Below are 12,800 nucleotides of genomic sequence, written 5' to 3'. Positions count from 1 at the left end.
GGTTTTCATTCGTTGGATGAACGCCACTTCCTCCTTGCTTTTCACCCAATGTGGTGTTCATCCCCCTGATGAACGCCATTTCCTCCTTGCTTTTTACTCAATGTAGTTTTCATCCCTCTGATGAACACCATTTCCTCCTTGCTTTTTACTCAATGTGGTGTTCATCCCTCTGATGAACGCCACTTCCACCTTGCTTTTCACCCAATGTGGTTTTCATTCGTTGGATGAACGCCACTTCCACCTTGCTTTTCACCCAATGTGGTTTTCATCCCCCTAATGAACGCCACTTCCACCTTACTTTTTCACACAAAGGGCTTTCATCATTCTACTTATAAACAGTCCCTCCCCAAAAAAAGAAACACCTCTCAACGAGATGCTTCTCCTCCATAATACTCCTTAATCAACTGATCCATTACCCAGTTCGTCCTTGCTCCACTTATTCCGGTGCTTGGACTAGTACCTTTTCCAGTTAACTCATCCACCATCAATTGAATTAAATGTTGCTGGATATGCCGGGGATTTTCGATTATCCACTCTTCCGCTTCCCCACCGGTAGTTAACGTTATCGGTCCGTTTCCAAAGGTGGCAAAGGTGAGTTTGCCTTTGCTTCCGACGATTTCGTTTTCGTCGATATGATCGTGAGCGCTGAAACACCAAGTGCCTATTCCGTGAATGCCTGACTCAAATAGGTAGGTGCCGGTCACGATATCTTCTGCTTGATAGCTGCCATTTTGATTGGATGCGAATCCTTTTGCTTCTTTAATGGGACCAAACAGGAAATCAAGAATATCCAATGTATGACTAGCTAAATCGAGGAAAAGTCCACCACCTGCAAGCTCGGGCTGCACTCTCCACTGTTGCTCATCATTAAGAGCAGGCTGATATTGAATCGTCCGCACAAATCGAATCTCCCCTAGTACGCCGCTGTTGATGATTTCTTTTATTTTCAAAAAACGAGGAAGTGCTCGTCGATAATATGCTACAAATAAAGGCACTTCTGCTTGTTTGCATGCTTCCATCATCTCAAGGCATTCTTGATAATTCCTTGCCATCGGTTTTTCTACATACACTGGTTTCCCTGCTTTTGCGGCAAGAAGCGTGTATTCTTTATGAAATGCTGGTGGGGTAGCAATGTAGACAGCATCTACTTCCGGATCGTTAATGAGAGCGGCGGCATCATCATACCATTTTGGAACGTGATGGCGCATTGCATAATCCTTTGCTAATTCTCCATTTCGTCTCATTACCGCCACTAGCTTGGATTTTTCCGCTAGTTGAAAGCCAGGTCCACTCTTGACCTCTGTTACATCTCCACAGCCAATTATTCCCCATCTAACTTCCTTTTCAAATAATTTCATCTTTTGTATTCACCTCCCTTATTCATTCGCTGTCTCGGAATGAAAACCCTTTATTAAACAAAAAATTGTCTAGTCAAATCTTTATTACTTGCCCCGTATAAATAAGATCAATATTTTTAATCTGCGGATTCTTCGCTTGGATCGCTTGAATGGTTGTATCATACGTTTTCGCGATTTTCGATAAGGTATCGCCACTCGATACGATATGGATTGTTTCTTGGTGGGGATTAATCCAAGATCCAGGTTTTCCTTCTGCTTTCGTGACATTTATCATTCCTTGGGAGGTATTAAAAATAGAATAGGATCCTGGCTTAACGGTTCCTTTTTGATTCTTGCCAGCTTTGGCATCTGCCGCTGTCATAAAAGCACCTGTTTCTTGTTGAACGGTGTACTTGCTAATCTTTATTGCTTCCACTCCCCAATGTCCTGGACTTTGCATAATCCGATTCCGATCGATATTTACACCTTCGATAAAGATGTTGTTTTCGTGTTGATACATATGAATAAATGGCGCCACTTCCCCGCGAGACCATGCATAGGTTTGCCAAAAATAATCGGCATAATTCCTCATGGCATACATCACCGCATAAGAACCGTATATCCCTACCTTATAAGACGGCAACTGTTTTTTCACAGCTAAAAAATAGGTTTGGATATTCTCCATTGTCTTTCCTGTCATATCACAATCGACGGCAAAATAGATGGCAGTTCCTTCAGGCTGCCCAACAGCCTTCGCCCACTTTTCCGCGTCCTTTCCATCCGCTATTCCTTGCTTTTCGGTAAAATACGAAAGTTTATTGGCACTTTTTTGAAAAATACTAATTAGCTTAATTCCTGCTCTTTGAATGATTTCTGCCTCTTTCTTATCAAACGACTTCCAACTCTCTCCTAAATATCGTGCGGCATATTCAAAGCCTGCCCCCTTTAAATCCTTCGCCATTTTCTCCGTTAATTTCGTAGCACAATCAAATCCTAATATCATAGGAACCACTCCTTTTTTCTTTTATATAGAAAAAAAGCAAGCAAACGGACCAAATTTTTTTATTTTATCCTATCTATATTGGCGCTGCCAAGAAGTTATTCTTTGCTTGGAAACACTTGAATAATAATGCTCCTTTCTTATCAAACTAAGAAAAAAAGGGTGATTTATTTTGATTAATTTTCTGCTGACAAATTTATTTTCTTCCTATTTACTCCACCGTAATTTACATTGGCACCGTAAACTTGTATTGCTCGCTATTCCTCTGTTTTGCCTATTCATGATTTTGCAGGCTGAGTATATCGTCAATCGGCTGAAAAAGAATACTTTCCATTTTTAAAAAGGAGGGATGAATGCCTTCCTTTTCCTATTGATTCTCTCTCTGTTTGCATGTATAACTAACATATAGACATTAAAAGGGTGAACATATTGAATAATAAGATTATACTTTTCATCAACAGAGTGGCTCAGTATACGACTGCTGGCTTTTATTTTTGGATGTATCTTTTTCGCGGTGGCTTTGTGTATGGTTTAGTTCCTGCCGGTATTGGCTTGATTCATAGCATTGAGAGCATACATAATGAAGTCGAATATAGCATTCGCATTTCCTTTGAAGAGGCGTACCAAAAGCATAAGGACAATAAATTGCTTTCCTTTGTTGTCTTTTTCCTAACCGTTATTAGTCTGATTTCTGTTTACTATTCTTTAGTCGCGGTTAATCCGCTGCTTGGCTTTTTTCAGTTTCCACTTGTTTTCTTTACTTTTTTTGCATGGATTTATTATATTTACTGTATTTATTTTCTAGCGGATCCGCCGAAAGGCAATGGGGAGAAAAAATGGATTTATGCGCTTGCTTTTGATACATGTATTCGCCGTTTTTTTAACAGCATGATTATTCTTGCAACCTTAATTGCCATTAGTTTTCTCGTGCGCATCAATTTGCTAGTGTTCCTCTTCTTTGCTCCACCGTTGACGATTTTTCTGACAAAATATATCGTGCCTCGGCCGAAATAAAGTAAAAGGGGATAGCACCCTAGTTGAGTGCTATCCCCTTTTTTAGTTCATTCTTATTTAACCGAACCAGAAACGCCGTTGTAAATGTGCTTCTGTAATGTTAGGAACACAATTAAAATTGGCAGGATTACAATGATAACCCCTGCAAGGATAACTGGCCAATCTGTGCCGTACGGACCTTTGAAGGCAAATAAAGCTGTTGAGATTACCTTCAAGTCTGGTGATGGCATGTAAAGAAATGGATTGTAAAAATCGTTGTAGATTCCTACACCACTGATGATTAGAATCGTAATCATCGGTGCTTTTAATAATGGAAGAATGATTTTACGATAGATCGTAAAATAGGATGCTCCTTCCAAAATAGCTGCTTCGTCTAATGAAACAGGAATGTTTTTCAAATACTGTAGGAAGATATAAACAGCAATTACATCTGTTCCTAGGTTTAGAACAATAACAGACCAAATCGTATTAAATAATCCCATTCCGTTAATGATTTGGAAGGTCGCTACCTGTGTTGTAATACCAGGAATTAAAGTAGCAAGAAGGAATAGTGCTAGTATAGCCTTCTTCATTTTAAAATCAAATCGATCAAGTACATAGGCAATCATCGTTCCTAAAAGAAGCTTCCCAATAATCGATGCAATAAAGATGAGAATCGTATTTTTAAAACCAGTAAGCATTTGACCATCAATGAACGCTGTTACATAATTGCTGAAGGTAAAATTCTTCGGCATTTCTAACACACCTGTTGTCAAAAATTCCTGCTTCGTTTTAAAGGAGCCAATGATCACAACTAACACAGGGATAAGGGCAACGGCTGCTCCGAGTAATAAACTTCCATATTTGATGACGAATCCGAGGATATTCTTTATTATCATTGCAGACGTTAAACCACTGTCTTTTCTCTCCAATCCTGCTTGTGCTTTCATGTTATTTCGCTCCTTTCTCTCTCGTTAAGTATTGCTGCAGCAATGTTACAACAATAACAATAACTAGTAATACTAATGCCATCGCAGAAGCTAATCCGACTTTGCTAAACTTAAAGGCCGTATCGATTGTCTGGATAACGAATGTCTTCGTGCCATTTGATCCGCCTGTCATAATGTACGGAATTTCAAATACGCTTAGCGATCCGCTGATACCAAGAATAATGTTTAGAAAAATAATTTGTTTAATGCTTGGCATGATAATATATCTGAATTGCTGCCAGCGATTTGCTCCATCAATCTCTGCAGCTTCATAAATTTCTGAATCAATAGACTGAATTGCACCAAGAAAGATAATAAAGTTAAAGCCCATATAACGCCAGATAGAAGTAAATGCCATCGAAACGTTATTAATAGAGCGATCTCCTAACCATAAACGGATTTGATCCTCTAATCCCAAGAAAGAAAGAACTGTATCTAGCGTACCTCCACCTTTGTAGAAGTATAAGAAAATAAAACCGATCGCTACCCCATTCAATAAGTATGGGAAGAAAAGAATCCCTTTCCAAAGATTCGCAAATTTCACTTTAAAGGTTAAAACGGTTGCAAAATATAAAGCGATTCCTAATTGCACAAATGTTGCAAAGAAATAATATAAACTTACTTTAAAAACAGAGAAATATTCAGGAGTGGTAAAAATTCGAATATAGTTATCCCAGCCAACATTTTCACTCGTTGGGCTTATTCCATTCCAGTTTGTAAAGCTATACTGTACCATTTTAAATAAAGGATAATATGAAAATAACAAAAGCAAAAATACTGGCAGTGCGGAGAACAATACAATGATTAATCTTCTTTGCCCATCGTACCCCAATTTAAGTTTATTCATCTTGCCTACACCTCTTTATTCTTTCACTAACGCCTATTTATGGAAAACTTCATTCACCTCCATCGGCGCTGGTGCAAAATATGGAACTACCTATCTGGAACTCTCTTTTATTTCAGCATTGTATAAATGAATGGATAATGCCTGAAAAATATGGATGGTATTCGTTGCTGTGTCCCTTCTGAAGAAAACTGATTTTTACAAAAATTATAAGACGAAGGTTACCTTAAGAGATTGACTCTTTTAAGATAACCCTCTATTTTAAAAACTGTGTTCTAGCTGTTTTCATTTTCCCATGAGGTTGATGTTTGAAAACAGTTGGTCTTAATAAAGCTTATTGGCCAACCTCTTCGATTGCATTGCCCCATTTTTCGTTAAGATCTTTCATGATGTCTTCAAAGGATTCTTTTGTGTTGCCTTTTGCAGCATCCACAATTCGCTGTTTTGTTGCATCTGTTGTACCTAAACCAATTTCAGAGCTATTGTTGATATCAGCAAATAATGATTCTTTTCCAGCAGGTGCAGGTGTTGCTTGGAAGAATTCTACTCCAGCTGTTTCCATTGATTTAAGTGCAGCTGGTAATTCTGCTCCAACTTTTGGAGAAATACCGCCAGTGTCAGCAGCGTAGTTAGACTCTTCTAAAAACCAATCTAAGAAAGTGCGTGCTGCTTCTTTATGCTTGCTGTTTACGTTAATACCGATATTGTAATCTCCACCAATTGCAGTATATTGTTTTCCATCATTTGACGTTGGGAATGCTGCAAATTGGATATCTTCTGGATTTGCTGCTAAAGCTTGTACCTGTTCAATTGCCCAGCTTCCTAATACCATCGCTGCCACTTTGCCATCAGCAAGGTCTTGCTTAGATTGTTCCCAATCTGTTGTTGTTGGGTCTGCTTCTGTATAGCCTTCTTTTACTGAATCATAAAGTAATTTATAAATAGTATTCATTGGCTTTCCAGCATCAAATGGCGTTTTATCTGTTGTTAGCTCATTTGTGAAGTTTGGATCGCCTGCTGCAGATTCACGTACGAAATCCCAGTTAGACATTGCCCAGTTAGAAGCATAGTTAGTATATAATGGAGTTATATCCGAATTTGATTCTTTAATTTTTCCTAATGCTGCTAGGAAATCTTCTGGCGTTCTAGGGAATTCTGTAATGCCAGCATCGTTAAATACTTTCATATTAACAAGTACACCTGTTGTATTTACAGCAATTGGACTACCATATGATACACCATCATATGCACGGTCTGATAATAGCAAGTATTTTTCTTCTAGTTCTTTTTGATCGCCAAGTGGCTCAAAGAAGTTTGCGTTATCTTCTGGCTTAATAGTTGTTGGAACCATTAACACATCGCCGTAATCTTTAGAGTTCATGCGAATTTGCATTTGGCCAGCATAATCAGTAATAGTCTCTACTTTTACTTCAATGTCAGGATGCTTTTCATTGAATTGTGCAATGTACTCATCCCATTTCCCATTCCCAGACCAGTCTGTTTTATGGTTAATAAAAGTAATTGTCTCTTTACCGTCTGCCCCTTTTTCTCCTTGCTTCTCTGAATCGCTACTACAAGCCCCTAGCATTAACGCAGCTGCACTAGCAATTAGGCCAAAACGAAATAGTTTGTTACCTTTTTTGATCCCCATTCTATTTTCCCTCCAAATAATTAGGTCATATAAAGAGTAAATCTTGTGTGAAAACTGTTTCATTAAGCGCTTACAAACATATTCTATCACGAACTTTTTCATTTGTATAGGCTTTTATTATAAAAGTAAGGACAATTATTTTCCCACTGTTTTCGTCGTTGGTAAGCGCATACATTTTTGTTGATTTGGTTGCTTATTTGATACGTTAATTTGGCTTTTTGAGATGTCTTTGTTGAAAAGCTTGGTGATTGCATTAGTTTGCCTTTTTGGTGCTTTTTTCTGTTAGCCTTTGGATTGCTGCTTTAGCAAAATGGGCTTTGTGGCTGGCTTTTTTTTACCTTTGCTTTGCTTTTTTGTGTAGACGGGCTTTGGGATGGGCTCTCTGTTACCTTCGCGATCGGTTTTTCTTCTAGACGGGTTTAGACAATGCTTCTCTGTTACCTTCGCAATCATTTTTTCTTCCAATTGGGCTTAGACACGGGCTCTCTGTTACCTTCACAATCATTTTTTCTTCCAATTGGGCTTAGACACGGGCTCTCTGTTACCTTCACAATCATTTTTTCTTCCAATTGGGCTTAGAGCATCACCTTTTCCCACCAACAGAAAGATAATAATCCTTTATCACCTTCTCCGCAGCTTTCCCATAAACAGCGTAATCTTGATCACTGTCTGCTTGTTCGATTGGATAGAGATGGGCTTTCCAATCCCATAAGGCAAAGCCTTGGACCCAGCTTCGTTTACTTGTTGCTTGGAACATGGCCTCATACCATCTTTTTTGAACTTCTTCGCTAAATTCGCCTCTTTTTGTCCAATCATTTGGAAGTAAGTCTCCGCCTATCCAGCTTGGACATCCTGCTTCACAGAAAAAGAATGGTTTTTGGTGTTTTTCAACTACTTTTTCGATGCGATCTAATTGTGTTTCCCATGCATCGATCGGATAATAGCCGCTAGAGGAAATCACATCGACTGCATCCCACCATTTTAACACGTCCTCTTGGTATTTATCACAATTGTAGGTGATTAAGCCGCTATACACTTTGCGGACTTCTTTAATCAAATGGCGCCATTCTGCTTCTCTTCTGTCTGCATTTACTAACTCGCAGCCAATCACAAACATTGGGCACTTCATCTCTTCTGCTATTTTTGCATAGTGAAGAATGTATGCATTATAGGAGGCAAACCACTCCGACCATTTCGGTTCACATGGTACATCGGTATCGAAAAAATTAATATGGGCACGCCACGTACCGTCAGAAACATTGACCATTGGCTTTAAAATGACCTTCAACCCCATTTTGTTAGCGCATTCAATTAATTCCACCGTTTCTTCATCACTGACTACATTCGGGTGATCCTTCCAATTGATGGTGATTGATTGTGGAGTGTCTTGCTCTGCAACAACTGTAAGGACAATATGTTCAACCGCACATCTTTCTTTTACCAACTGCAATGATTCTTTTGTTCTTGCGTCTTGCCATTCTCCTCTTTTGTTCATAAATCCAAAGCTAAACCCTTTAATGAATTCCATTGAGATACCCTCCGTTGATATAAAATATAAAGTTTTATGTTGAATTGTCTATACTTTTGTTGTAAATTAATTATATATTTCGACTTCCGATAAGTAAAGAACAAAACGGGAGAAAAAATAGACAATTTAATAGAAAGAAAGTGACAGAATGGAAGATACCAAGAAAGAATATTATAGGAAAATGCTGTATTTCACCATTCCTATTACTATTCAGCTTCTGATTACATCGGGTCTCAATATTATCGATTCGATTATGGTAGGCAGACTAGGGGTAGATAGTATTGCCGCTGTTGGGATTGCCAATAAATTCACGCAAATTCCAACGATCTTGCTGCAAGGTTTTGCTAGTGGGGCAACGATTTTCTGTGCACAATATTGGGGGGCCAGAAATAAAAACGGTATTAGTCGCTCGATTATTTTTGTAAGCGTGCTCACCGCAGTTTTTTCCCTTTTCTTTACGCTTTTGACACAGCTTTTCTCTTATCCAATTCTGGGCTTCTTTTCTTCGGAAATGACCGTTAAACAATTGGGAAGTGAATTTCTGCAAATTCTTGGCTACTCCTATGTTTTTACCGCGTTATCCATGATATTTGTAATCGCTTTAAAAACAACTGGTGAGGTCCGTAAACCGACGTACTATAGCGTTATTGCGCTATTAATTAATACGCTATTAAACTATATGCTTATTTACGGAAATTTCGGGGCTCCTGCACTTGGCGTAGAGGGAGCTGCGATTGCAACCTTAATCGCTCGTATCATCCAAACGGCTCTTTTGTTCATGCTTCTCGTAAAAAAAGAGTTTATTTCTTTTTCAATTATTAAAAAGAACCTTGATGTTTTCCGAAGTAGCTTAAGCAAGCAGTACTTTAAGATTACGATGCCATCGATTATTAACCATGGTACCTGGACGCTTGGGGATACGCTCTTTTTCTGGCTGTATGCGACGATGGGGACGAATCAAACAGCCGCTATTTCCATGATCGATCCAATTATTTTTATTTTCACCTGTGTATTTACAGGAATAAGTGATGCATCAGCTGTCATGATCGGCAACCAGCTCGGCGCAAATGATAAGAAAGGCGCTTTTCAGTACGCGAAGAATTTTATCCGGATTACAACTGGCACCTCTGTCGTCATAGGGATTCTCATTCTAATTGCGCTGCCACATGTATTATCCCTTTATCAGCTTACACCAGAAGTAGAACAGCTTGTTTATGGCATTATGTTTGTATATATTCCTTATTCGATTGCAAAAAACCTAAACTATATCAACAATGTAGGCATCCTTCGTGCTGGCGGGGATACAAAATATGTGATGTGGTTGGATACGATTGGCGTTTGGCTTGTAGGTCTTCCTCTTGCAGCATTAGGCGTTTACTTCCAGCTTCCGTTGTTTGCTGTCTACGCACTCGCTAACTCACATGATTTTATTCGTGCCTTCTTGGGTATAAAAAGGACTTATACAAAGAAATGGATTCGGAATATTGTCGAAGGGTAAAAAAGGAATAATTAAGGAGGAGTTATGATGAAAAAAGTGGAGTTTATCGAAGAGTTGGAGAATCGCATTTTGCCATTTTGGTTAAATTTAGTTGATAAGGAGAATGGCGGTTTCTACGGTGTAGTCGATTACAATTTGAAGCTTCATCCCGAAGCCCATAAAGGTGGCGTTTTAGGAGCTAGAAACTTATGGACTTTTTCCGCTGCATACCGATATAAACCAGACCTAGCCTATTTAGAAGCAGCACACCATGCCTATGAATTTTTGAAAAATAAGCTTTGGGATCAGGAGCATGGCGGCATTTATTGGCTCGTTGATTACAAGGGACATCCCGTTATCTCATCAAAGCACGTCTATGCACAAAGCTTCGCCCTATATGCCTTAAGCGAATACTATAAGGTATCTAAAGATGAGGAAGTATTAGCATTAGCGAAAAAATTATTTCATCTCATCGAAGACATTTGCTATTCTGAAGCCTCAAACGGATATTTAGAAGAATTTCATGCTGATTGGACAAAGAAAGAAAATGTTTTATTAAATGAAGGCGCAGAGGCTGCTTTTACAACCAATAGCCATTTGCATATTATCGAGGCTTATACTACACTCTATCAAATTTGGCCAGACGAAAAGCTATTACGTAAAATTGATAATCTATTAACCCTGTTCCATACACATATTTTTAATCATGAAAAGCATTATTGCCAAGCTGCCTTTGATCAAAATTGGAATAGTCTCAAGGATACGTTTTCCTTTGGTCATGATATTGAAACGAGCTGGCTGTTAACCGAAGCATTGGAAGTAACAAAGCTCGATCGTCCCGAAGTAGTGGAAATAAATAAGCTGATGGCACTTGAGGTCGCTAGAGAAGGAATTGCTGAAGATGGAGCGCTGATGGATTGCAAAGCGAACGACGTCATTCACCCAACAAGAGTTTGGTGGGGACAGGCCGAAGCGGTAATTGGCTTTCATAATGCCTTTGAATTAACGAATATCCCAAACTATTTAATGTATAGCGAGGATGTTTGGAAATATATTCAAGAGTCTATTCTGGATAAGCGCGAAGGGGGCGAATGGTACTCTCGCATTGATGCAGCCGGCGAAGTTATTTCCTCCCTGCGTGATTCTAAATACCACACGCCAGAGAACATCGTGGATTCCTGGAAATGCCCATACCATAATGCGAGAATGTGCTTAGAAATGATCAAGCGTTTAGAAAATTAACAGGGAAAGCAAAAACCACTGCTGATTTGGCAGTGGTTTTGCTCTGCTTATGCTTTTAAAACGCTGTCTATAGCTGCTAGCTCTTCTTCGCTAAAGTGAATATTGTCTAACGCTTTCACATTGTCTTCAATTTGACTCACTTTACTTGCGCCGATTAGAACGCTTGTTATGATGCCATCGCGTAAAATCCAGGCAACAGCCATTTCCGCAAGTGTTTGCCCACGTTCTTTCGCAATACCGTTTAATGCTTTCACCTTATCAAGTGTTTGGTCCACATTTTCTTTATGTAGCCATAACCCCGTTTCTCGGTTTGCACGCGAATCTTCCGGAATGCCATTTAGATATCTGTCTGTCAATAAACCTTGAGCAAGGGGACTGAAAGCAATTGCCCCAAGCTGTTTTTCAACTAATACATCCTTCAAGCCATCTTCAATCCAGCGATTAAACATGCTATAGGAAGGCTGGTGAATGATGAATGGCGTTTTTTTCGCTTCAAAAATCTCTGCAATTTCCCTCGTTTGCTCTGGAGAATAGTTAGAAACCCCAACATATAGAGCCTTCCCTTGACGCACCAATAAATCTAACGCTTCCGCAGTTTCTTCTAGTGGCGTGTCTGCATCTGGACGATGATGATAATAAATATCTACATAATCAAGCCCCATCCGCTTTAAGCTTTGATCGAGACTAGCTACTAAATACTTTTTCGAGCCTCCATCTCCATAAGGACCAGCCCACATCCCATAACCCGCTTTCGTGGAAATGATAAGCTCATCCCGATACGGCTTCATGTCCCTTTCCAAGATTTTCGCAAAATTCTCTTCCGCACTACCAGCAGGCGGCCCATAATTATTCGCCAAGTCAAAATGAGTGATCCCTAAATCAAACGCTCTCCTCACAAGAGCACGACCATTCTCAAATAAATCAACATCCCCAAAATTATGCCATAGCCCCAAAGATAACGCCGATAATTTCAGCCCACTTTTCCCAACACGGTTATACATCATCTTTTCATATCTATTTTCATTCGCAATATACATAATCAATCCCTCTTTTCATCCTATTTTCTTTCAACTACTTCTTTGTGAAAAAAATAATCTAGTGGATAGACAGTTTTATAGATTGCTTGATGCAAGCTTGGTGGTCGGTCGAAGCATATCCGTAAATTTGCAAATTAAGTTGAGAGTTTGCTGCTTATTTTTGCGACTACGTAGCTTTATTTGTGGAAATTGCAAGTTTACTTGTGAGTTTGCTAGTTTACTTGCAGGTTTATCCACTTTTCTTGCGGGATTTACGCTTTTACTTGCCTGTTCGGCACTTTTTCCTGCGACTCTCCACCTTACTTGCAGGTTCGGCACCTTTACTTGCGCCTTCTCGCATCTTACTTGCAGGTTCGGCACTCTTACTTGCGACTTTTCGCATCTTACTTGCAGGTTCTCCACTTTTTCTTGCGACTCTCCACCTTACTTGCAGGTTCCCCACCTTTACTTGCGACTTCTCGCACATTACTTGCGAGTTCGGCACTTTTTCTTGCGACTCTCCATCTTACTTGCAGGTTCTCCACTCTTACTTGCGACTTCTCGCATCTTACTTGCAGGTTCTCCACTCTTACTTGCGAGTTCTCACATCTTACTTGCAGGTTCTCCACTCTTACTTGCGACTTCTCGCACTTTACTTGCCAGTTCGGCACTTTTTCTTGCGACTCTCCACCTTACTTGCAGGTTCCCCACCTTTACTTGCGA

At 39.5% G+C, this 12,800-nt stretch carries 12 protein-coding genes; 3 read left to right on the top strand and 9 right to left on the bottom strand.

Going from position 1 to position 12,800, the window contains the following annotated elements:
• Positions 1 to 365: 365 nt before the first annotated feature.
• Both RTL21_RS22130 and RTL21_RS22125 read right to left on the bottom strand, forming a co-directional pair.
• Positions 366 to 1,358 carry a Gfo/Idh/MocA family protein gene (locus RTL21_RS22130; protein WP_312099198.1) on the bottom strand — a complete coding sequence of 331 codons (993 nt, stop codon included), beginning with the start codon at positions 1,356 to 1,358 and terminating at the stop codon, positions 366 to 368.
• A 73-nt stretch (positions 1,359 to 1,431) separates the two neighbouring features.
• Positions 1,432 to 2,340 carry a glycoside hydrolase domain-containing protein gene (locus tag RTL21_RS22125; RefSeq protein ID WP_312099197.1) on the bottom strand — a complete coding sequence of 303 codons (909 nt, stop codon included), beginning with the start codon at positions 2,338 to 2,340 and terminating at the stop codon, positions 1,432 to 1,434.
• Positions 2,341 to 2,766: 426 nt separating this feature from the next.
• On the opposite strand from RTL21_RS22125, the gene RTL21_RS22120 reads away from it, so the two are divergent.
• On the top strand, positions 2,767 to 3,351 hold the full coding sequence (locus tag RTL21_RS22120) for a hypothetical protein (protein WP_312099195.1): 585 nt from the start codon (positions 2,767 to 2,769) through the stop codon (positions 3,349 to 3,351).
• 53 nt (positions 3,352 to 3,404) lie between these two features.
• Here the strand turns inward: RTL21_RS22120 and RTL21_RS22115 are convergent, their stop codons facing one another.
• The 4 genes from RTL21_RS22115 to RTL21_RS22100 form a co-directional block, all read right to left on the bottom strand.
• Positions 3,405 to 4,280: a carbohydrate ABC transporter permease gene (locus tag RTL21_RS22115; protein ID WP_396954490.1), complete on the bottom strand. Its 876-nt coding sequence runs from the start codon at positions 4,278 to 4,280 to the stop codon at positions 3,405 to 3,407.
• Position 4,281: 1 nt separating this feature from the next.
• Entirely contained in the window at positions 4,282 to 5,166 is an 885-nt protein-coding gene (locus RTL21_RS22110) for a carbohydrate ABC transporter permease (protein WP_312099194.1), read from the bottom strand.
• A gap of 331 nt (positions 5,167 to 5,497) precedes the next feature.
• On the bottom strand, positions 5,498 to 6,814 hold the full coding sequence (locus RTL21_RS22105; protein WP_312099192.1) for an ABC transporter substrate-binding protein: 1,317 nt from the start codon (positions 6,812 to 6,814) through the stop codon (positions 5,498 to 5,500).
• 583 nt (positions 6,815 to 7,397) lie between these two features.
• On the bottom strand, positions 7,398 to 8,342 hold the full coding sequence (locus tag RTL21_RS22100) for a glycoside hydrolase family 113 (RefSeq protein ID WP_312099190.1): 945 nt from the start codon (positions 8,340 to 8,342) through the stop codon (positions 7,398 to 7,400).
• 148 nt (positions 8,343 to 8,490) lie between these two features.
• Between RTL21_RS22100 and RTL21_RS22095 the strand changes: the two genes are divergently transcribed.
• Positions 8,491 to 9,840, top strand: coding sequence for an MATE family efflux transporter (locus RTL21_RS22095; protein WP_312099188.1), 1,350 nt, complete (start codon positions 8,491 to 8,493; stop codon positions 9,838 to 9,840).
• 27 nt (positions 9,841 to 9,867) lie between these two features.
• Positions 9,868 to 11,061, top strand: a complete 1,194-nt coding sequence (locus RTL21_RS22090; protein WP_312099187.1) for an AGE family epimerase/isomerase — start codon at positions 9,868 to 9,870, stop codon at positions 11,059 to 11,061.
• 47 nt (positions 11,062 to 11,108) lie between these two features.
• Here RTL21_RS22090 and mgrA read toward each other — a convergent pair whose 3' ends face one another.
• From mgrA to RTL21_RS22075, 3 genes are all read right to left on the bottom strand, one after another.
• Positions 11,109 to 12,101: an L-glyceraldehyde 3-phosphate reductase gene (mgrA, locus tag RTL21_RS22085; RefSeq protein WP_312099202.1), complete on the bottom strand. Its 993-nt coding sequence runs from the start codon at positions 12,099 to 12,101 to the stop codon at positions 11,109 to 11,111.
• Positions 12,102 to 12,173: 72 nt separating this feature from the next.
• Positions 12,174 to 12,500 carry a hypothetical protein gene (locus RTL21_RS22080; protein WP_312099185.1) on the bottom strand — a complete coding sequence of 109 codons (327 nt, stop codon included), beginning with the start codon at positions 12,498 to 12,500 and terminating at the stop codon, positions 12,174 to 12,176.
• Entirely contained in the window at positions 12,482 to 12,706 is a 225-nt protein-coding gene (locus tag RTL21_RS22075; RefSeq protein ID WP_312099184.1) for a hypothetical protein, read from the bottom strand. Before RTL21_RS22075 ends, RTL21_RS22080 begins: the two co-directional genes overlap by 19 nt.
• Positions 12,707 to 12,800 lie beyond the last annotated feature (94 nt).

The sequence above is a fragment of the Niallia sp. genome, assembly GCF_031978665.1.
Taxonomy (GTDB): domain Bacteria; phylum Bacillota; class Bacilli; order Bacillales; family Cytobacillaceae; genus Niallia.
The sequence above is the reverse complement of the archived record's forward strand: the minus strand, read 5'-3'. Positions and strand labels throughout refer to the sequence as shown.

Excerpts from the sequence above, each read along its gene's own strand:
- RTL21_RS22130 (WP_312099198.1), bottom strand. The coding sequence starts at position 1,358 with ATGAAATTATTTGAAAAGGAAGTTAGATGGGGAATAATTGGCTGTGGA.
- RTL21_RS22125 (WP_312099197.1), bottom strand. The coding sequence starts at position 2,340 with ATGATATTAGGATTTGATTGTGCTACGAAATTAACGGAGAAAATGGCG.
- RTL21_RS22115 (WP_396954490.1), bottom strand. The coding sequence starts at position 4,280 with ATGAAAGCACAAGCAGGATTGGAGAGAAAAGACAGTGGTTTAACGTCT.
- RTL21_RS22110 (WP_312099194.1), bottom strand. The coding sequence starts at position 5,166 with ATGAATAAACTTAAATTGGGGTACGATGGGCAAAGAAGATTAATCATT.
- RTL21_RS22105 (WP_312099192.1), bottom strand. The coding sequence starts at position 6,814 with ATGGGGATCAAAAAAGGTAACAAACTATTTCGTTTTGGCCTAATTGCT.
- RTL21_RS22100 (WP_312099190.1), bottom strand. The coding sequence starts at position 8,342 with ATGGAATTCATTAAAGGGTTTAGCTTTGGATTTATGAACAAAAGAGGA.
- RTL21_RS22095 (WP_312099188.1), top strand. The coding sequence starts at position 8,491 with ATGGAAGATACCAAGAAAGAATATTATAGGAAAATGCTGTATTTCACC.
- RTL21_RS22090 (WP_312099187.1), top strand. The coding sequence starts at position 9,868 with ATGAAAAAAGTGGAGTTTATCGAAGAGTTGGAGAATCGCATTTTGCCA.